This window comes from Sorangium sp. So ce302 (assembly GCF_051530145.1).
Lineage (GTDB): Bacteria > Myxococcota_A > Polyangia > Polyangiales > Polyangiaceae > Sorangium > Sorangium cellulosum_B.
This window is the reverse complement of the sequence record NZ_CP150326.1, coordinates 5,324,391-5,344,497: the sequence shown is the minus strand read 5'-3', so window position 1 is coordinate 5,344,497 and position 20,107 is coordinate 5,324,391. Positions and strand designations below refer to the sequence as shown.

General features: G+C 71.7%; 17 protein-coding genes and 1 pseudogene. 11 read left to right on the top strand and 7 right to left on the bottom strand.

The window, feature by feature from the left end; all coding sequences use genetic code 11:
* Positions 1–18 precede the first annotated feature (18 nt).
* From WME73_RS20245 to WME73_RS20230, 4 genes and pseudogenes are all read left to right on the top strand, one after another.
* Positions 19–495, top strand: a pseudogene (locus WME73_RS20245) (ATP-binding cassette domain-containing protein); the annotation flags it as partial.
* Between the two features lie 174 nt (positions 496–669).
* On the top strand, positions 670–1,605 hold the full coding sequence (locus WME73_RS20240; RefSeq protein WP_437917416.1) for an ATP-binding cassette domain-containing protein: 936 nt from the start codon (positions 670–672) through the stop codon (positions 1,603–1,605).
* Positions 1,602–2,675, top strand: a complete 1,074-nt coding sequence (locus tag WME73_RS20235; protein WP_437916794.1) for an ABC transporter permease — start codon at positions 1,602–1,604, stop codon at positions 2,673–2,675. Before WME73_RS20240 ends, WME73_RS20235 begins: the two co-directional genes overlap by 4 nt.
* Positions 2,676–2,735: 60 nt before the next feature.
* On the top strand, positions 2,736–3,845 hold the full coding sequence (locus WME73_RS20230) for an ABC transporter permease (protein ID WP_437916793.1): 1,110 nt from the start codon (positions 2,736–2,738) through the stop codon (positions 3,843–3,845).
* Here the strand turns inward: WME73_RS20230 and WME73_RS20225 are convergent.
* From WME73_RS20225 to WME73_RS20210, 4 genes are all read right to left on the bottom strand, one after another.
* Positions 3,830–5,050, bottom strand: coding sequence for a DNRLRE domain-containing protein (locus WME73_RS20225; protein ID WP_437916792.1), 1,221 nt, complete (start codon positions 5,048–5,050; stop codon positions 3,830–3,832). The genes WME73_RS20230 and WME73_RS20225 overlap by 16 nt on opposite strands.
* A 634-nt stretch (positions 5,051–5,684) precedes the next feature.
* Complete coding sequence (locus tag WME73_RS20220; RefSeq protein WP_437916791.1) at positions 5,685–5,969, bottom strand: hypothetical protein; 285 nt, start codon at positions 5,967–5,969, stop codon at positions 5,685–5,687.
* Between the two features lie 124 nt (positions 5,970–6,093).
* Positions 6,094–6,513, bottom strand: a complete 420-nt coding sequence (locus WME73_RS20215; RefSeq protein ID WP_437917415.1) for a tetratricopeptide repeat protein — start codon at positions 6,511–6,513, stop codon at positions 6,094–6,096.
* The gene (locus tag WME73_RS20210) at positions 6,492–7,403 is read right to left on the bottom strand and encodes a hypothetical protein (RefSeq protein ID WP_437916790.1); all 912 of its coding nucleotides are present in this window, start codon (positions 7,401–7,403) and stop codon (positions 6,492–6,494) included. Before WME73_RS20210 ends, WME73_RS20215 begins: the two co-directional genes overlap by 22 nt.
* 122 nt (positions 7,404–7,525) lie before the next feature.
* Between WME73_RS20210 and WME73_RS20205 the strand changes: the two genes are divergently transcribed.
* Complete coding sequence (locus WME73_RS20205; RefSeq protein ID WP_437916789.1) at positions 7,526–7,711, top strand: hypothetical protein; 186 nt, start codon at positions 7,526–7,528, stop codon at positions 7,709–7,711.
* Between the two features lie 29 nt (positions 7,712–7,740).
* On the opposite strand, the gene WME73_RS20200 is transcribed toward WME73_RS20205, so the two are convergent.
* On the bottom strand, positions 7,741–7,962 hold the full coding sequence (locus WME73_RS20200) for a hypothetical protein (RefSeq protein WP_012236178.1): 222 nt from the start codon (positions 7,960–7,962) through the stop codon (positions 7,741–7,743).
* Positions 7,963–8,106: 144 nt separating this feature from the next.
* On the opposite strand from WME73_RS20200, the gene WME73_RS20195 reads away from it, so the two are divergent.
* The 5 genes from WME73_RS20195 to WME73_RS20175 all read left to right on the top strand — a co-directional run bounded on the left by WME73_RS20195 (position 8,107) and on the right by WME73_RS20175 (position 16,904).
* Complete coding sequence (locus tag WME73_RS20195; protein WP_437916788.1) at positions 8,107–8,256, top strand: hypothetical protein; 150 nt, start codon at positions 8,107–8,109, stop codon at positions 8,254–8,256.
* Positions 8,256–9,296, top strand: a complete 1,041-nt coding sequence (locus tag WME73_RS20190; RefSeq protein WP_437916787.1) for an STAS domain-containing protein — start codon at positions 8,256–8,258, stop codon at positions 9,294–9,296. The genes WME73_RS20195 and WME73_RS20190 overlap by 1 nt, the downstream gene beginning before the upstream one ends.
* 100 nt (positions 9,297–9,396) lie before the next feature.
* Complete coding sequence (gene gnd, locus WME73_RS20185) at positions 9,397–10,392, top strand: phosphogluconate dehydrogenase (NAD(+)-dependent, decarboxylating) (RefSeq protein ID WP_437916786.1); 996 nt, start codon at positions 9,397–9,399, stop codon at positions 10,390–10,392.
* 44 nt (positions 10,393–10,436) lie between these two features.
* The gene (locus WME73_RS20180) at positions 10,437–14,351 is read left to right on the top strand and encodes an RHS repeat-associated core domain-containing protein (protein ID WP_437916785.1); all 3,915 of its coding nucleotides are present in this window, start codon (positions 10,437–10,439) and stop codon (positions 14,349–14,351) included.
* A gap of 33 nt (positions 14,352–14,384) precedes the next feature.
* Complete coding sequence (locus WME73_RS20175; protein ID WP_437916784.1) at positions 14,385–16,904, top strand: AAA family ATPase; 2,520 nt, start codon at positions 14,385–14,387, stop codon at positions 16,902–16,904.
* A 99-nt stretch (positions 16,905–17,003) separates the two neighbouring features.
* Here WME73_RS20175 and WME73_RS20170 read toward each other — a convergent pair whose 3' ends face one another.
* Both WME73_RS20170 and WME73_RS20165 read right to left on the bottom strand, forming a co-directional pair.
* Positions 17,004–18,845 carry an inositol monophosphatase family protein gene (locus WME73_RS20170; protein WP_437916783.1) on the bottom strand — a complete coding sequence of 614 codons (1,842 nt, stop codon included), beginning with the start codon at positions 18,843–18,845 and terminating at the stop codon, positions 17,004–17,006.
* A 29-nt stretch (positions 18,846–18,874) separates the two neighbouring features.
* Positions 18,875–19,192 (bottom strand): LysR family transcriptional regulator, encoded by a 318-nt coding sequence (locus WME73_RS20165; RefSeq protein ID WP_437916782.1) that lies wholly within the window; start codon positions 19,190–19,192, stop codon positions 18,875–18,877.
* Positions 19,193–19,295: 103 nt separating this feature from the next.
* Between WME73_RS20165 and map the strand changes: the two genes are divergently transcribed.
* Positions 19,296–20,045 (top strand): type I methionyl aminopeptidase, encoded by a 750-nt coding sequence (gene map / locus WME73_RS20160; RefSeq protein WP_437916781.1) that lies wholly within the window; start codon positions 19,296–19,298, stop codon positions 20,043–20,045.
* The last annotated feature ends 62 nt before the right edge of the window (positions 20,046–20,107 follow it).

Genomic DNA, 20,107 nt, shown 5'->3' with positions numbered 1-20,107 from the left:
AAGGCCAACGACGGCGTGTCGCTGACGATCCAGGCTGGCGCCGTCCACGGGCTGCTCGGCGAGAACGGCGCCGGCAAGAGCACGCTCCTCCGGATCCTGGGCGGGCTCCTCCGCCCGGACGCGGGTCGATTGCTCTTCGACGGCCGCCCGGTGGCGCTCGCGAGCCCTGCGGACGCGCTCGCCGCCGGCGTCGGCGCGCTCCACCAGGAGCCGCTCGATTTCCCGCCGCTCACCGTCCTGGAGAGCTACCTCGTCGCCCGGCCCCGCGCGCGCGGCGTTGAAGGCGGTGCGCGCTCGCTGCTCGCAATCCGTGGCCGCGCCGCGGGCGTCTTCCTCCCCCGGCGCGCGGCGCGCGAGGAGCTGCTCGCGCTCGCGGCGCGCTTCGGCTTCTCCGTCGACCCGGACGAGCACGTCGCCCGGCTCACCCTCGGGGAGCGCCAGCAGATCGAGCTCTTGCGGCTCCTCTCGCTGGGCGTCCGAGCGCTGCTCCTGGACGAGCCCACGACGGGGATCTCCGGGGCGCAGCAGGAGGCCCTGTTCTCCGCGCTGCGGCGGCTCAAGGCGGACGGCAAGGCGATCGTCCTCGTGTCGCACAAGCTCTCCGACGTCGAGGCGCTCTGCGATCGCGTGACGGTGCTGCGGCACGGCAAGGTGGCGGGAGAGGCGGAGATGCCGGCCGGTGCCGATCGTCTCGTCGCGCTGATGTTCGGCGAGGCGCTCGCGCCTCAGGAGCGGTCCCCCGAGGAGGGCGGCGGCGCGGCGCTCGCGCCCCTGGAGCGCCTGCCCGAGCCGAGCGGCGGCGCGGAGCCGAGCGGCGGCGAGGCGCTCGCCCTCGGGGGCGTGGCGTTCGGCGATCACCGGCTCGACGTGCGCATCGCCCACCTGGCCGTCCGCCGCGGCGAGGTGATCGGGCTCGCGGGCCTCGAGGGGAGCGGCCAGCGCCTCCTGCTGCGCGCCTGCGCGGGGCTGCTCCGGGCGCGGCGGGGACGCGTCGTCGTGGGCGGGGCCGACCTGACCGGCCGCCCCTACCCGGCCTTCCTGCGCGCCGGCGTGGGCTACCTGCCCGCCGATCGCCGTCGCGAGGGCCTCATCGCGGGCCTCTCCATCGAGGAGCACGTCGCGCTGCGCGCGCCGCGGCCCGGGCTCTTCCTGCGCCCGCGGGAGATCCGGCGCGCAGCCGAGCGGGCGATCGAGGCGCTCCGGATCCGGGGCCGGCCCGACACGCCCGTCGAGCGGCTCTCCGGCGGCAACCAGCAGCGCACCCAGCTCGCGCTCCTCCCCGCGGGCCTCGCGCTGCTCCTCCTGGAGCAGCCGACCCGGGGGCTCGACATCGCGTCGGCGCGCTGGGTCTGGGAGCAGCTCCTCGCGCGGTGCCGTGCGGGCGCGGCGCTCCTGTTCGCGTCGTCCGACCTCGACGAGCTGATGCGCTACAGCGATCGCATCCTCGTGTTCAGCGGCGGGCGCGTCTCGCCGCCCGTCGGCGTCGCCGACCTCACGCTGGACCGGCTCGGGCGGATGATCGGAGGCGAGCTCGACGACGCCGCCCTGCCCTCGGCGCCTGGTGCACCTGCGCTGCCCCCGGCGCCTGCGGGGTCTGATCGATGAGCTCCGAACCGAGCGCCCCAGCCGAGCGCGCCGTGCGCCGCGGGGCCGTATCCCTCCTCCTTCGCCTCGCACCGCTGGCCCTGGCGTTCGCGCTCGTGGCGGGCCTCTGCGCGCTCCTCGGCGCCTCGCCGGCGGCGGTGGCCGCGGGCCTGTGGAAGGGCGCGTTCGGCTCCACGGATCGCGCCGCGCGGGTGCTCGTCACGCTGGCGCCGCTGCTCCTCTGTGGGAGCGGCCTGCTCTTCACGTTTCGCGCTGGCCTGTACCACCTCGGCGTCGAGGGGCAGCTCGTCCTGGGCGCCGTCTGCGCCACGGGCGCGGCGCGCGCCCTGTGGCCGCACCTCCCGGCGGGTGTCGTTGTCGCGCTCTGCGTCGGCGCGGGCGCGATCGGCGGGGTGCTCTGGGGCACCCTCACGGGCGCGCTGCACACGCGGGTCCGGGTGAGCGAGATCTTCGCGGGCCTCGGCATGAACTTCGTGGCCCAGGGGCTGGTCCTGTACCTCGTCTTCGGCCCGTGGAAGCGCCCTGGCGTCGCGTCCATGGCCGGCACCGAGCCGCTCGACGGCGCGCTCTGGCTCTCCACGCTGGGCGGCACCGATCTCAGCCCCGTCGCGCTCCTGCTCGGGGTCCTCTCGCTCCTCGGGACCGCCGTCGTGCTCGGGCGGACCCACCTCGGGCTCCGGCTGCGGGCGGTGGGGCTGAGCCCGCCGGCCGCGGAGGTGCTCGGCGTGCTCGCGGCGCGGCAGGTGCTCCTTGCGTTCGCGGTCTCCGGCGCGCTCGCCGGCGTCGCCGGCGCGCTGCAGGTGCTCGGCACGTTCCACCGGCTCATCCCGAGCATCTCGAGCAACCTCGGCTTCCTCTCGCTGCTCGTGGTGATGCTCGCCGGGCGGCGCGCCGCGCTCGTCGCGCCGATCGCCCTGTTCTTCAGCGCGCTCAACGTCGGCAGCCTGGAGCTCCCGATGACCCTCGGGCTGGAGTCCTCGCTGTCGGGCGTGCTCCAGGGCGCGCTCGTCCTGTTCGCGCTCCTGTCCCCCCGGGCGGCGCGCGGCGGCGGCCGGCCGGAGGTGGCCTGATGGCACGAGGCCCGAAGGGACGAGGCCGATGGAGGCAGGGCTGATGGAAGGACGCCTCCGATGGAAGGAGCAGCCCTCATGAGCGACGGCGGCGCCGAGCTCCTCTCGCTGCTCGCGACCGCGCTCGCGGCGTCGACGCCGCTCGTCTACGCGGCGGTCGGCGAGACGCTGACCGAGCGGGCCGGCGTCATCAACCTCTCGGCCGAGGGCGCGATGATGCTCTCGGCGATGGTCGGCTTCGCGGCCGCCCTGTCGACCGGGAGCGTCCTCGCCGGCTTCGCCGCCGCGGCCGCGACCGGGGCGCTCGTCGCGCTCGTCGTGGCGATCGGCGGGATCTACCTCGGCCGCTCCCAGATCGCGGTCGGCTTCGTCCTGGCGATGCTCTGCGCGGATCTCTCGTCGGTGCTCGGCGGCCCGTACGTGCGCGTCCCCGGGCCGACGGTGCCGGCGGCGTCGATCCCGGTGCTGCGGGACGTGCCGCTCGTGGGGCCGCTGCTGTTCCAGAGCGATCCCGTGGTGTATGGCAGCTACGTCCTCGTCGCCTGCGCGTGGCTCTTCCTCTATCGCACGCGCGCGGGGCTCCTCGTCCGCGCGGTGGGCGAGCAGCCGGCGGCGGCGCACGCGCGCGGCGCGCATGTGACGTGGGTGCGCACGGCGGCGACGCTCGTGGGCGGGGCGCTCGTGGGCATCGCCGGCGCGGCGTACTCGCTCGATTTCAAGGCGGGATGGAGCCACCGCCACACGGCGGGTTACGGCTGGATCGCGCTGGCGATCGTGATCTTCGGCGGCTTCCATCCGGTGCGAGCGGCGCTCGGCGCGTACCTCTTCGGCGTGCTCTCGTCGGCGGCGAGCCTCGGCCAGAGCGCTCTGCCATCGGTTCCGACGCAGGTCTTCAGCGTGGCGCCGTTCGCGCTGATGATCGCGGTCCTCGGGCTCACATCGAGCGGGCTCCTGGAGCGCGCCTCCGCGCTGCTGCCGAGCGCCGCGCGCCGCCCGCTCCTGCGCGCGTTCGACGCGACGCCTCCCGCGGCGCTCGGGCAGACCTACCCGGCGGACGACGGGGCGGAGCAGCGGCCGCGCGGCGTGGATCAGAGCGCCGAGGAGCGGTTGTGTGATGTGGGTGATGGGGCGGAGGGGCGGCCGCGCGGAATGGATCAGCGGGCGAGATAACAGACCTCGAGCCAGGGGCGGTCGCTCTGGAGGGGGTGATCGCTCGAGCGGTACGACGTGCGCCCGTCCGGCCCTTCCTCGACGAGGAAGCCGTAGTTCGGTGTCGTGCCGTCGACCCACGCCTGGACGAGCCCGGTCAGATCGGCGCTCATGGCATAGGGGCTGACATAGGTGAGCTCCGCCGCGGTGGCCTTGTCGTAGCTCGCGGCGAAGCTCTGCCAGGTCACTTTGTCTTCGCTCCACGGCACGGTGATCCGGTGAGCACGGACGGTCTCGTCGCTCGATCCGAAGGCGACGACGCCGAACTCTGCCGACGTGACGGTGGCCCCGGCGGGGATGCCGTCGAGCCCGAACCGGTAGAGCGCCTGCTTGCGCGCGCCGTTGGAGTCGCCCGAGTAGTTGTAAGGGATGTGGCCGTCGCTGTAGCGGGGGAAGGCTTCCCAGATATCGGCGTCCTCGACCGCGCCGAAGGCGCCTCGCTGCAGGGTGACGCACACGTCTTTGCATGCGTCCCCGAGGCCGTCAGCATCGCTGTCGAGCTGGTCTGGATTCGCGGCAGCGGGGCAGTTGTCGCAGGCGTCGCCGATCCCGTCGAGGTCGCTGTCGGTTTGGTCCCAGTTGGCGACGCTGGCGCAGTTGTCGGTCGCATCGCAGAACGTATCGCCGTCGGTATCGCCGAGCGGACACGGATCGCAGGCGTCGCCGATCCCGTCTCCGTCCGCGTCGGCCTGGTCCGGGTTGCCGTGGTTGGCGCAGTTGTCGCAACCCGCGCCCAGGCCCGGCGCGATGTGGTCGCCGTCGTCGCTCGAGAGCGACGACAGCCCGATCTCGTAGCCGTCGCAGACGTCGCGATCCGCGCAGGGGATCGGGCCGGAGACCGCATCGTACAGGCAGAGGAGCGACGCGCCTTCGGTCGCCTCGACGTACACGCGGGCGAAGCCGACGGCCGTCGACCCGCCGTCGACGACATCGACCTGGAGATCATTGCACGCCGCGGGATTGTAGAGGGCGAGGACGTCGGGCTCGGTGAACGTCCTCTGGAGCGTCTCCGAATTGCAATCGCAGCCGTTGGTGCTCACGACCGTGTCGAGGTGGACCCCATTCAGGTACAGCGAGAACGCGCCGGCGCCGCAATCGGCGTGGTTGATGGTGTACGTGATCGCGGTCGGTGCCCCGAATGCCGTCCCGGGGATCCCTGCGAGCACGAGAAGAGTGAGGCAAGCGCTAGCAGCGCTCGTATGGAAGTATCGCATGATTCTTCTTATATTCTTAGTTTAGACAACATACAATAGCCCTGAGAGGTTTTTGGTTCGCTGGTGCGCGCGTGTGCATCTGTCGCGTCTCGCGTCTCGCGTCTCGCGTCTCGCGTGTCGCGTGTCGCGTGTCGCGTGTCGCGTGTCGCGCAGTGAACAGCGGGGTACACGGTGCGCAGTGAACAGCGGGATACTCGCCATGGGGTGAACGGCGGGATACGCGCCGTGGGGTGAACAGCGAGGTACACGACGCGCAGTGAACAGCGGGGTACACGGTGCGCAGTGAACAGCGGGATACTCGCCGTGAACAGCGGGATACGCGCCGTGGGGTGAACGGCGGGGTACGCGACGCGGGTTACGCATCCGGCGGTCAACTCGTCGGGGGCGGGCGGCCGGGCAGCGCCTCGACACCATCGCCGTCCGCATTCGTGATGACGCCGGTCGTGGTGGTGCCGGTGTCGATGGGACGTTGCGGGCATTCAGGCGGCTTGCCGCATTGACGATTTCTTACGGCGCTCCGCCGCGAGCGGCGGGCGCGCGGGTACGGCCGGGACGCTGGCGCGCAACCGGCGGCTGGGATATAGCGTTACGACCGGGCCAACATCGGCATTTGCCCAGATTTGGCCAGGACGAGAGGCAGGCGGGAGAAGGACCTTCTCCGCCGTTGATCGGGGTCGACCGCGGATGGTCCGGACCAGGCGGGCGCGACCTCCGGATCGGTCGAGCCCGCGTCCGCGCGCTGCAGCAGGTAGGCGGCGCGCAGCGGCTCGGTCGACAGCGGCACCTCGCGTCGCGCTTCGAACCGGCGTGGGCCCCGCTGGACGAGCTGCGCTGCGAACAGCGCGTGCCAGGCCGTCCGGGTCGAGCCCATGGGGCGTCTCTAACGGACGGGACAGGCGGGGCAAGTATCCGCGCCGCAGCGCACTCCCAGGGTCTGCAAGCGACGGTTCACCTGCTGGTGTGCCCGAGGTTGGACCGTGCGGCGTCGCGAGAGCTCAGGAGGGGAAGTCCTGGTCCAGCTGGGCGACCAGATCGTTCCGATCGATGCTACGCCATGCGCTGCACGCGGCCTCGATGTGCCGCCGCCGAGCGGCCGAGTCGGGCGCGAGGACGGCGAGGCGGTGATGTGTCCAGCCGATGGAGTAAGGCGCCGGGATGCGCTCGTAAAGAGCCAGGGCCTCCTCGTAGCGAGCACGGGCAGCGCTGGTTTCGCTGTGGGCTTGCGCGATGTCTCCAAGGCTCTCGATGCAGTCGGCCTCGCCATGCACAGCCCCCACCTGCCGGTAGAGCGGCAGCGCTTCTTGATAGCGCGTCCTCGCCTCGTCGTGCTGTGAACGCTCCAGCGCAATATCTCCAAGGCTCTTGATGCAATTGGCCTCGCCGCGCAATGACCCTACCTGCCGGTAGAGCGGCAGCGCTTCCTGGTAGCGCGCTGTGGCCTCGTCGTGATGCGAGCGCGGCAGCGCGATGTCGCCAAGGCTCTGGGCGCACAGCGCCTCTCGCCGCCGGTCTCCGGCGCGCTGCGCCACCTCCAGCGCGCGACCGCCACGTACTCGCGCACCGGCGAGAGCATCTTCAGCCGGCCGCCCTCGAAGTAAGCCAGCCCTACCTGCGCCAGCGCCCGCGCCGCCGCCGGCCCTGTTCCCGGCAAGAGCACCGCAAAATCCCGCTGCGCGATGCCGTCCGGCAGCACCGCCAGCACCGAGAGCAGCCGGCGCGCGCCGGCCGCCATTCGCGGCGATCCGAGCGACAACTCGAGCGAGGTCTTCCAGCTCCGGAGCCGATCGCGGGCTCCACCGTCGCGCTCCAGCACCGCCGTCCGGCGCGCCTCCCACTCCTCCTTCAGGTTGACCAGATCGTTGCCGTGGGCCGCTTGTGCCAGCAGCGTGATCGCCAGCGGGATGCCCTCCATGAGGGGAAGGAGCGCCGAGAGCGCCGGCTTGCCCCGGTGCTCCTCGCCCGCGATCGCGCAGAACACCGCCTCCGCCTCGGCCCGCCCCAGCGGCCGGAGCTCGACGGGCGAGCTCCAGGTCACGTGACCCGGCCGGCCCGCGCCGCGCACCGACGCCACAAGCGACAGGCCCGGCACGGCCGCAAGCTCCGCGAGCAACGCCTCGGTCCCGGACCGGTCGTCGCCATCCCAGGGCGTCTCCAGGTTGTCCAGCACGAGCACGGCCGGGCCCGCTGCGAGGACCGACAGCGCCCGCTGCCACCGATCCGGCCCGGAGGTGACGCGCAGCGCGCCGGCCAGCGCGACGGCTGCAGACTCGACATCCGGCGCAGCGTCGAGCCGCGCGAAGGCCACGCACCACCTCGGTCCACGCCTCGCCCCGAACCGGCCAGCCCTCGACAGGCCGCCCACCCTCGGGGAGCGGAGCGAGCTTGCCGAATTCGGTCCAGCCCCAGTCGCCGACTATCCCGCGACGCGTGACGCGTGACGCGCTCTCGGGGTGGACCGACGGCTCGAAGTACCGCTTCATCGAGTACGGCCATCGCGGCCAGCGCATGCTGGGCGCGAGCGCTCCGGACGCGGCCCGCGCCGCGCCTGCGGGAGCGCGTCAAGGGAGCGTCGCCCGCGGTCGCCTGCTTCACCCCGGCAGAGGTCCTCCGTGAGGTGAGGCTCGCGGGCGCGCCGTGACGGCTCAGCTGATCCCCATGGGCGCGCCGCCCTCGGCGACGAACCGATCGGCGATGTCCACGAGGAGCGCGTCGGTGGCGGGCTTGCTCTTCACCGTGACCTGCGTCTCGTCCGGCAGGAGCACGAACGAGCCGACCACCTTGCCGTCGAGCCGCACCTCGTGGCTCCCGCCGGGCGGAGCAGGGGCAACCTCGTAGACCTTGCCGTCGCGTGCCTTGATCTTCATGACCTAGCGGTAGCACGCAGGAGCACCGAGCGCGTTCCCCCGGGCGGCAGCCCCACGGCAGCCCGCCTCGGGCAAGAGCCCCTCCACCGCGGGCGGATTGCGCGGTAGGATGCGGCTGCGCGCTGCGCGCGAGGAGTGTTCACCGTGCCGAGATTCGATCTGGTCCCGAGCCCGATGCTCGCGTCGACGACGGCGCGGAAGCGACCCGGTGAGAGCGTCATGACAGCGGCCTCCGCGCGCGCCATCGAGCCACGGACCTACGCCGCGGGCCGCCCGCTCGACGCCGATCGCTGATGCTGACGCCAGAGCCTGGCCAGCCCCCCGAAGCCGGCGGCGGATGGATCGTCCTCGGCGTCCTGAACGAGATCCTCCTCAAGCTCGCCAACCAGCCGGACCTGCGGTCGCTGTGGGAAGAGGTCTGCGCGAGCGCGCGCTGGATCGTCCCGTCCCAGCGGCTCTGTGTCGTCCTCGCCAAAGATGGCGGCGGCGCCAGGATCGCGGCGAGGTACGAGCGCGGCACCTTCGAGTACGGGGCGCCCGAGGGCGGCGGCGTCGTCGTGGACGCCTGGATGGTCGCGGCGCTGGAGGCGCAGCGCCCCGCCTGGTTCAGGGGGCCGTGGGACGAGGCGCGCGAGGCGGATCGCGCGCGCGCATGGCTCCTCGCGGAGGACCCCGACGTCGTCTTCCATGTGCCGATCCAGGTCTACAAGAAGACCATCGGCACGATGCTCTTCGCCCTGGGAGACCAGCGCCAGATCGACCGGAAGGCGCTGGCGAGCGCGACCACGTACGCGCTGTACGTCGGGGCCACGTACACGACGCTCAAGAACTCGCTCGACCTCGCCGCCGCGAGCGCGCAGCTGCGCGAGCAGAACGACGAGCTCGAGCGGGTCCAGATCGAGCTGCGCCTGCAGCTCGACCGGGTCCGCGCGGCGCACGAGGCGATGCTCGAGATGTCGACGCCGATCATCCAGGTGTGGGACGGCGTGCTCACGCTGCCCGTGATCGGCACGATCGACAGCGCGAGGGCGGCCCGCATGATGGAAGAGGTGCTCGACGCGGTCGTCCGGCACGGCGCCCGCTTCATGATCGTGGACCTCACCGGCGCGCAGGCGGCGGACACCTCGACCATCGATCACCTGCTGCGGATCTTCGCGGCGACGAGGCTGCTCGGCAGCCGGTGCATCGTCTCCGGCGTCCCGACGGCGATGGTCGGGCGCATCCTGGAGTCCGGCGGCAGCCTCGACGGGATCCCGGTGTTCAGCACGCTGAAGAGCGCGCTCGAGCACGCGGTGGGCGCGATCCGGCAGCAGGCACAGCCGGCGCGCCGGTAGCCGCCGCAGCCGGAGGAGCGCCCGGACCGGAGCGGTGAAGGCGGCGCGCCGCGCGCCGCGCGCTGTGATACGCCCGCGATCCCACACAGGAGCATGACGGATGAAGCTCGCGATGATCGGACTCGGCAGGATGGGCGCCAACATGGCGCGCCGGCTCATGCGCGGCGGCCACGAGGTCGTCGCGTTCGATCTGAACCAGGACAGCGTGAAGCGGCTCGGCGAGGAGGGCGCGGCGACGGCCTCCTCCCTGGGCGGCGCGGTGGCGCAGCTCGCGTCGCCGCGCGTGGTCTGGGTCATGCTGCCCGCGGGCGCGCCGACCGAGCGCGTCGTGGAGGAGCTCGGCGAGCAGCTCGGCGCCGGCGACGTGATCATCGACGGGGGCAACACCTACTTCAAGGACGACGTCCGCCGCGCCAGCGCGCTCGCCCCGAAGGGCATCCGCTACGTCGACGTGGGCACGAGCGGCGGCGTGTGGGGGATCGACCGCGGCTACTGCCTCATGGTGGGCGGCGCCCCCGAGGCGTTCGCCCTGGTGCAGCCAATCCTGCGCACGCTCGCGCCGGGACCGGGGGACATCCCGCGCACGCCGGGCAGGCAGGAGGCCCAGGGCGGCGCGCACAGCACGTCGGAGGAGGGCTACCTGCACTGCGGCCCGGTCGGCGCCGGGCACTTCGTGAAGATGGTCCACAACGGCATCGAGTACGGCCTCATGCAGGCCTACGCGGAGGGGTTCGACATCCTCAAGAACGCGGCGACGGAGCGCCTGCCCGAGGAGCACCGGTACGCGCTCGACCTCGGCGAGATCGCCGAGGTGTGGCGTCGAGGCAGCGTGGTGGGGTCGTGGCTGCTCGACCTCACCGCGATCGCCCTCGCCGAGAGCCCGGAGCTCGCCGGGTACAGCGGCTTCGTGCAGGACTCCGGCGAGGGCCGCTGGACCGTGATGGCGGCGATCGAGGAGGCCGTCCCCGCAGAGGTGCTGTCCTCGGCGCTCTACGCGCGCTTCCGCTCACGCCACGATCACACCTTCGCCGAGAAGGTCCTCTCCGCGATGCGGCACAAGTTCGGCGGGCACCTGGAGCGCCCGACGGGGGGTTGAGGCGAGGTTGACGGCCAGAACCGACCTCTGGCAGCGTTGCCGTCATGGCCCGCACCGCCCCTGTCCCGAACATTCCGGCGATTCCTGGCATGAACCCGGGGGTATTTATCATGGGAGGAGGCGCCGTCGTCGGTGGGCGCGGCGGAGCCTCAGGCCGTGGCAAGGCGCGAGGACAGGGGGCCAGCGGCAAGAACGGCGGCGACAAGGCGAAGGGCGGTGGAAAAAACGCCTGCGGCGCAGGTAAAGATGGCGGCGGTTGCCCGAACCACCATGGCGGCCGCGGAAGCGGAAAGATCGCCCAGGGCGACCCGGTCGATGTGGTCACAGGCCGCGTGTTCACCGTCCCCGAGACGGACGTCGACATCCCGGGTCCCCTTCCTCTCCAGATCGTTCGGTCGTACGGCAGCCAGGCGCGTGGGCGGGACGTCGGGCTCGGCTTCGGATGGACCCACAGCCTCGCATGGGCGATCGAGCTTCGCCGGCGGACCACCATCGTCGTCACGGCCGACGGCAACGAGGAGGATTTCGGACTCGTTCCGCGGGACGCTGGCGTCCTCGGCCCGCATGGCTGGGTCCTCCACAAGGAGGGCGACGGCTTTTCCCTCGATTTTCCGGACGGGGATCGCCTGCTGTTCGAGCCGGATCCGGGCGACCGCACGCAGCATCGCTTCCGCCTCGCCGCGCAGGTAGATGCATTCAACAACCGAATCGCCCTCACCTATAGTGAAGGTCGCCTGGCCCAGGTCACCGACAGCGTGGGGCGCGTCCTACGGATTCGACCGGCGTCCGCGGGACGTATCGGCCAGATCGAGTTCGTGAGCCGCGCGTCCAGGGGGCGTTCGCTCGTCTTCGCGCGCTACCAGCACGACCAAGCAGGCGATCTCGTTGCAGTGACCGATGCGGATGGAAACACCACGAAGTACGGCTACGACGACGAGCACCGGCTCGTCTGGCAGCAGAGGCCGACCGGGCTGACGTTCCACTACCGATACGATCCCGCCGGACGATGCGTCGAGACATGGGCAGACTACCCCGGCGCGGTCGACCCGTGCCTCGCCGCCTCTGTCCCGGCGCTTCTATCGGATGGCAAGACGCCCGCGAAGGGCATGCACCACGTTCGACTCGACTTCTATCCCGATGGCTACTCGGAGGCCACCGACTCGGTCACATTTCACCGTTACTTCGGCAATGAGCACGGAAAGGTCGACAAGGCCATCACAGCCGGAAGCGTGTATACGCGCACGTATGACGAGCGGGGCCACCTGCGCTCGTTCACCGATCCACTCGGAGCGACGACCTGTTGGACGCGCGATGTCTTCGGGAACGAGACGCGAATCGTGGACCCGCTCGGGAACGTGACGGTGATCGAGCGGCTGCGGAACGGCGATATCCGCAAGATCATCGATCCGGAAGGCAGCGTGACGGAGGTGGTGTACGCCGAGCGAGCGATCTTCTGGACCGATCCGATCGGCGCGACCTTCGAGGTCCGCTTCGACGCTCGCGGCCTCATGGAAGCGACCGTGGCTCCGACGGGGCATCAGACGCGTTACCGTCACGATGAACACGGCAATCTCGTCGAGGTGCTCCGCGCTTCCGGCACACGCTGGACGGCCGCGTACGACGAGCTCGGCAGGCGGACGGCGGAGCGCGACGAGAGCGGAAGCGTGACCGAGTTCTCCTACAGCAACAAGGGGCTGCTCCTCGCGGTGCGCGAACCGAACGGCGCTGTGACGCGTTACGATTACGATGGCGACGAGAACCTCATCTGCGTGACAGATGCCGACGGCCGGGCGACCCGCCTCGTGCGCGGAGGCACCGGCTCGCTGGCGGACGCCATCCTGCCGGACGGGAGCGTCATTCAGCTCCGGTACGACCGCGAGGAACGCCTCGTCGAGATCCGCAATGCGAACAGGGAGGTGTACTCGATCGAGGTCGGCGCTCTCGGCCTCCCGATCGCAGAGAGGACGTTCGATGGCCGGGAGATTCGCTATCAACGCGACGCGCTCGGGCGCGTCCTCCTGATCCGCCGTGGGAGCGAAACGACAGAGCTCCAGCGCGACCTCGCCGGACGCGTGGTGAAGAAGATCTACGACGACGGAGCCGAGGAGCACTTCTCATACAACGGCCGTGGCGAGGTGATCCTGGCGGAGGGGAGCGGCTGTACGGTCGAGCTGCGACGCAACGCGGTCGGATGGGTGATCGGGGAGAAGCAGGTCGTGGACGGCGAGGCGTTTCAGGTCGAGGTGACCTGCGATCGGGTCGGGACTGCGCTTCGGAGGGCGACGTCCCGAGGTCATGCGGTAGAGTGGGCCTTTGATGAGGCCGGGCGCTGTACGCGCACGCGGCTCGACGGCCGCGACGAGATCTTTTCGCGCCAGGACGAACGGGGACTCCCGGTCGAGACCCACCTGCCGGGCGGAGGCCGCATCGGCGCGCGGTACGACGCGAGCGGCAGGCTCGTTGCACGGCGGGTGTGGCCCTCATCCAGCTCGCTCGCATTGCGTCCAGGCGAGCCGGAGTGGGTGGGGCCCCGTATGCTCGACGTGACCGTGGATCAGGCGTTTCAATATACCTCGGCGGGGCATCTCGCAGCCGCGTGGGATGCGCACTTCGGACACAAGCGCTTCGAACACGATGCGCTCGGCCAATTGCTGGCCGTGATCCCCGAGGAAGCGCGCGATGGGCTCGCGGCCAGGCGTCCCCATGCTGTCGAGCGCTTCCGCTATGATGCCGCCGGAAACCTCCATGAGCACGGCGAAGGGGCGGAGGTGCGCCGCTACGAGAGCGGGGGCCGGCTGGAGACCAAGGGCTCCACCCGCTTCCTCTATGACGAGCAGGGTCGGCTGATCGAGAAAAGGGCGCGAGGCGCCGCCGGGGACGACCACGTGACACGTTATGCTTGGTCGGCGAGCGGAATGCTCTCGAAGATCCAGGGGCCAGACGGAACGACGGTTGAGTTCATGTACGACGCGTTTGCGCGGAGGATGAAGAAGACCGTGTGGCAGAAGGGAGAGAGCGGTGAGGCGCGCCTCCTGCGCACGACGCGCTTCTGCTGGGACGCGATGACCCTCGCCCACGAGATCGCGGGGATCCCCGAAGGGGAGATCGAGGAGCGCACCTACTGCTTCGATGAGAGCGGGGCTCCGTGGGCTCACCGCGATACGAGGCACACCGGGGAGGGGTCGGTAGCGGGGCCATGGCTCTTCTATTTGAACGAAGCCATGACGGGCTTTCCGGAGCGCCTCGTCGATGGGAAAGGTGAGGTCGCGGGCGAGCTGTTCCGCACGGCATGGGGGAAGGTGACGTCCGAAGCCGGAGGCAGCGCGCCGACACAGGTGCGCTTCCTGGGGCAGTATGAGGACGTGGAGACGGGGCTCTTCTACAATAGGCACCGTTACTACGACCCCGATCTCGGGAGGTACATCTCGCCCGATCCCGCAGAGATCGACGGCGAGCTGAACGCCTACTGGTACGCGCGCAACCAGCCGTGGACCATCATCGATCCCGATGGGCTCATCTATTCCCGCATCCTCGACAAGGACGGCAACGTCCTTACGTACGTGGATGAAGATACCAGTACGAAGCCGTATGTGGGGAGGAACCCCAGCGAGGGAGGCAAGGTGACGCCCGCCGGCCACATCAGCGACAAGCCGTGCGCGGAGGCGCAGGTCTTGACGGTCATGGGGGAGAACATTCGAAGAGACGTGATGAAAGATCAGAAGAAAGTGCGCGTTCAGGATCGGATGACCTCCGAGCAGGTCGACGCCGAGGTGAACCGGCGCATCAAAAAGAAATTCCAGGACGAAGGGCTCTCGATCGAGACGTACGACAGCGCGAAGATGCGGAAGCGGGTCGACCCGTGCGAGAGATGCGGAGCGATGTTCGAAAGGCTCGGCATTCAAGAGCACGTCGTCGGGGCGAAGGGCAAAAAGGGCCAATACGGCGTCTACAGGGCCTAGAACAGGCGGCGAGCGTCCCCCACCGAGGTGCGAATGCATCATAAGGAAAAGGAAGGATCTCCCGCAGCCGTCTCTTGGACCGAGGAGGAAGAGCGCGCCCGCGAAGCCATCGAGCGATGGCGCGCTTCTCCGGGCCCCGCGTGCCTGCTGCACGGCCCTCCGGGAGCCGGCAAGACAGCGCTGTGTATCCGGCTAGTCGCCGAGATGGGCGAGCGTGCCGGGATATGCTGCGCCGCGGTGCAGGTAGGGAGAGCGAACCGCGTCGTCTCCGAGCAGGAGATCCTCGCGTCGCTCCTCGGGCAGCTGGGCGAAGACGTGCTGCGCCCTCCGCGGGATGCCTTGAAGCTGCGCTCGGATCTCCGGAACAGGCTGGCGAATGGCCAGGATGAAGACGAGCCCGAAGTGCTCCTCGTGCTCGACGGTCTCGAGGAATGCGTCGACTGGCCTCGTGCCGCGGGGATATCCACGCTTCGAGAGCTCGGAAAGCGCGTTCGATGTCTGGTCTCCATCTCCGGCGGCGAGGGCGACGCGCGCGCCTGGAGGAAGCGGCTCGGATGGAAGGCCGGTGATGCGCTTTTCGTCGCGGTTGCGCCGCCTTCCCCCGCGGCAGCGGAGCGCCGAGGCATTCCGAGCTGGGCAGCTGCAGGGGGCAACGGCGGACCGAAGGCGCTCGCCGCGGAGGTCGAGCGTGAGCTCCGACTCCGCCAGGGAGGAGAGGTCGCGCTGGAGATGCTCTCCGTGCTGGCCCGCGCACTCGCGCCGCTTGATGCAGAGGATGTCGCGGAGCTCCTGGAGATCGACGACCTTGCCGTGCGCGGTCACCTGCTCGTGTACGGACCGTTCCTCGATCGGATCTTGCGCCGGGATGGGCCCGTGCGTGCGGTGCGATTCCAGCACGAGGCGCTGCGGGTCGCGTGGGAGCAGAGGAGCGCCGGTCGGGAGGAGGCGATCGAGGCGCGTTACCGCCGCGCGATCGCGCGATGTACGGCGGAGCCCGCCGGCCGCCGGCCGGCCTACTTCCACCGCTATGCGAGCGCACACCTCGCGCTCGGCGGCGCTCCCATCGCTTCGATGCTCGCGTTTGCCGAGCCGGGTTGGATAGCGGATAACTCTGCCGAGGCGCTCGCGTATGCCCTCACAGATCTCCGCCGCCTGCGCGATCGAATAGGAGAGGAGGTCGAGCGTTGCAGGTCCCTGCCTCCCCCCCTCGCCGCGGCGCTCGTCCGCTGCGCGGCAGCGCAGGGCGCGGCGGCGACGCTGGGAAATGCGGAGCCGTGGGAGAGCGCCGATGCAGATTTCGCGACTCCACTGCTCGATGCGGACGCGGCGCGCGCGCTTTCATTGCTTGCCCTCGCCGCGGAGGTCTCACTGGCCGCCCAAGCCGGAGTCCGCGAGCGAGCGCTCGAGATCGCCGATCGCACGGGCGCGCGGTGGTCGAGCGCCTCGGCGCTGATCGCCATGGCGGAGGCGGCGGAAGGCGAGAGGCGCACCCGGTATGCGCGCGCCGCGCTGGAAGCTGCGCGCCAGTCGGACGGGGAAGATGCACCCCGGGCGCTCGTCGTGGCGGCGGGCCTGCTCCCCGAAGAGGAAGCCCAGGAGGTCGCCGCAGAAGCCATCGCGCGCGCGGGAGGGGCGCCGCCCGCGCTCGTGCCTCGGCCGCGAGTGAGCGAGGCTTCCGCCGTCGCGCTGGAGCGAGCTTCGCGTTCCCTGCCCGCGCCCCAGCGAATTCGCGTCCTCGCCCGGTTGCTCGCGGACCTGCCGAAAGAGGCGAAAGTTCACGCTGTCCAGGAGATCGAACGGCTCTGGACGCCTTGGTGCATCGAGAGCAAGAAGGAGGCTGAGGCGGTGGCGCCTTATCTGTCCGACGCTCTCCTGGAGAGGGCGCTCGAGGAGGTCCCGGTCTGGCCGGTGCACGCTCTCGGGGCGAGGCTGGTCTCGCTCGGGCGAGAGCCCGACGCCCGCGCGCTCGTGCTGCGATGGGCGGCGAGCAGCGCAGGGCACCGGGCGGACGCGCTGCTTCGCCTCGGCGAGAGGCTCCCTGCGGAGCGGCGGCCGGTGGAGGAGGTCCAGGCCCTCTTCGAGGAGCTCGCCCCGGAGGAGCGATGCAATTTGATCAAAGAGCACCCTTCCGCTTCGGTCGCGCTCCTGGGGGCGGAAGCGGCTTTACGCATAGCAGGGGACTGCGTCGAGCCCTCCGGGAGCTACGTTCGGGCCGTCGCACTGGCACGGCTTGTAAAGGCGCTTCCTGAAGCGATGCGCGCCGAGGCGGCCCGACGTGCGGTGCTCGCCTTCGAGGCAGCAGGCGCAGACGCCGATGTGCTCGGCGATCTCTGCGAGGCTGCGCCGTGGATGAGCCCTGCCGAGGCGGCACGGCTGGTCTCGACGAGCCTGTTCGACGCCTCAGGGATTCCGTCGCTGGCAGGCGTCTTCCAGGGATGGGCAAGCGTGGCGCAGCTCGCGGGCGTCTTTCGCCGGGCCGGAGGGGAGGAGGCCGTGCTTGCGGCCGCCGATGAGGTGGCGTTCGCGGGGCGGTGGCTGCGCAGCGTGGAGTGACCCGTCCTCCCCCGCTCATGCTCATGCAGGACGCTTGGTCAGGAGTGCCACACGCCGCGCCGAAGAACGATGAAGCGCCGGCGAGGTCGAGGCGCGATCCTAACGGCCCGAGGCGAGGAGCGCCTCGGCGAGGAGCATCGCGTCGACCGGCCAGAGCTCGGGTGGACGCCGGTGCTTCGCCCCTGCCTCGGGGAGCGGGCGACAGCTGAGCACGAGGCGGCGGAAGCGGTCCGGGACGGCGTCCCGGCCGTGCGCCGCGCCGAGCAGCGCGCCGGTGATCGCGGCGTTCGTGTCGGTGTCGCCGCCGGCCATCACCGTGTCGACGAGGCCCCGCTCGAGCGAGGGCGCGTGGAGGAGCTGGTAGAAGGCGTTCTGCAGGGCGATGAGGACCCAGCCGGCCTGGTGCGAGAAGCTCCGGGGCGGGGCGCTGCGCGCGGCCGTGAGCGCGGCGACGACCGCGCGCTCGCCGCTGCGCTCCGCCTCGTCGAGGGCGGCGGCGCAGGCGCCCTCGACGCCGGCGCCGCCCACCGCCGCGGCGATGGCCGCGACGAACGCGGCGGAGGCGGCGCAGCAGACCGGGTGGGGGTGCGTGAGCGCGCTGTCGTCGCGCGCCCAGGACGCGGCCTCCCGCGGGCGCCCCGCGCCGAGGACGCCGAGCGGCGCCGCGCGCATCACCGAGCCGTTCGCCTCGCTGGTCAGGCTCGCGGCGGCGCGGGCGCGCTCGCGGCGCGCGCCGGGCAGCGGCGCGCCCGCGGCGGCCCTGAGCGCGGCCGCCGTGGTGTTGCCGATGTCGAACGGGCCGGAGCCGTACCAGTGCACGTAGGCGTCGAGCGCGGCCTCCGCGACGAAGCCGCGCTTGCGGACGATCGAGCGGGCGAGCATGAGCGCCATCTCGGAGTCGTCGGTCGGCTGCCCGGCCAGCGTGCTCCACGTCCCGCCGTCGGCGAGGTCGCGGACGCCGTCCGGGTAGAGCGGCGCGATCGCCTCCGCGGTGCGGAACTCGCCGAGCGCGCCGAGCGCGTCGCCCGCGAGCTGGCCGAGCAGGCAGCCCTGCGCGCGCGCGAGCGTGCCAGCGCCCTCGACGAGCAGGCTGCGCGAGGGGCGCAGGAGCCCGTACGTGCCCTGCGGCTGCGGGATGCGGCCGTGGATGACGGCGTTCCACGGGCGGCGCGCGAGCTCGCGCACGACCGCAGGGGCGCCGCCGAAGAGGCGGCAGACCTCGCCGTCGCCCTGCGCGGTGTACGCGACGGGCGCGCCGTCGTCGTCGACGAGCTCGCCGCCCGCCGCGCGCACGAGCGCGTGCCCGGCGGCGTAGTCCCAGCTGCGGGGCCGGCTGAGCGAGACCGCGGCGACGCCCTCGCCGGCCGCGGCCAGGGCGAGCCTGTAGGCGAGGCTCGGGAGGGCGAGGAACCGCGCGGGGGCGACGCAGCGGGCGTTGCGGGCGGGGAGGTAATCCGCCGACTGCGACAGCAGCACGACGGCGTAGCGATCGAGCGCGCCGCCGGCGAGCGACGTCGAGACGGCGGCGCCGTTGCGCCGGATCGGCCCGGCGCCCTCGGCCCAGGCGATGAGATCGCCGTCGTCGTCGGGGTAGGCGTACGCGAAGACGACGCCGAGCACCGGGGTGCCCTCGCGGAGGAGGCCGATGGAGACCGAGGCGCCGCGGTAGCCGTGCAGGAAGGACGCGGTGCCGTCGTGCGGATCGACGACCCAGCGGTGCGACGGGTCCGCGCCGTCCAGGGCGCCGGTCTCCTCCCCGAGGAACGCGTACGGGGTGGCCCGGGTGAGCGCGTCGCGCAGCAGGAGCTCGACCTCCACGTCGACGTCGGCGCTCGTGCCGGCGCCGCGTGGGCCGCCCGGGCGGTGGAACTCCGCGCGGAGGAGCGCGCCCGCGCGGCGCGCCGCGTCGACGGCCAGCGCGAGCTCAGCGTCGTAGCCCATGCCGTTCCCCTGGTTCCACGCGAGGCACCCTACCCCAGGTCGGCGCGCTGGCGGTGGCCGGCGTCGCGATCGCCCGGGGGAGGCGCGGCGCCGTAGCCGCGCACATCGGCGACGGCCGCGTCGACCTGCGCGACGATGGTCCGGGCGTGGTCGAGGAACGCCGCGCCGGCCGGCAGGAGCCGCATGCCGCGCGCGGTGCGCTCGAACAGCTGCGCGCCTAGCTCGTCCTCCAGGCCGCGGATCTGCCGGCTGAGGGGCGGCTGCGCGATGTGGAGCCGGCGCGCGGCGCGGCCGACGTGGCCCTCCTCGGCGACGGCGATGAAGTAACGGATCTGCGAGAGGCTCACGCGGCCGATTCTAGCCCGAACCCCGCGCGCGGGGAGCCGCGCGCGAGGGCCCGATATCAAAACGGTATTGGATGGCCGCTCGCTGCGCGCGCATACGCCTCGCATGAACGTGGACATCCTCAGGCCTCACGCGTGGGAGGCGATGCGGCGCGCAGGGCGCGCGGCGGCGGCGACGCTCTCGGCCGTCGGGGCGCGGCTCCAGCCCTTCGTGACGACGGCGGACATCGATCAGTGGGTGCGCGAGGACACGGCGCGGCGCGGGGGCCGCCCGAGTCAGCTCGGCTACAAGGGCTTCCCAGCGGCGGTGTGCACGAGCCGGAACCACGTCGTGTGCCACGGGATCCCTCGGCGCGACGAGGTGCTCCTGCCGGGCGACATCGTCAACGTCGACGTGACCACGGAGCTCGACGGCTACCACGGCGACACCTCCGCGACGTTCTTCATCGGGGAGCCGAGCCCCGAGGCGCTGCACGTGGTGGACGTCGCCAGGCGCTGCCGGGACGCGGGCATCGCGGTCGTGCGCGACGGGGCGCGGCTCGGCGACATCGGCGCGGCGATCGAGGAGATCGCGCGCGCGGAGGGGTGCGGCGTGGTCCGCGAGGTCGGCGGGCACGGCATCGGTCGGAGGATGCACCTGCCGCCGCACGTCGCGCACACGGGGGTGCGCGGGGCGGGCATGCGGCTCCGCGCCGGGATGGCCATCACGATCGAGCCGATGGTCAACCTGGGCTCGCACCGCATCCGCACGCTCGACGACGGGTGGACCATGGTCACGGAGGACGGCAGCCTCTCGGCGCAGTTCGAGCACACCGTGCTCGTCACGCGGGACGGCTGCGAGATCCTGACGCTCTGAGGGCCGCGCAGCGGCCTGCGCCTGCGCGCGTCGGACCTGGAGCGCCAGCTCGTCGAGGCGCT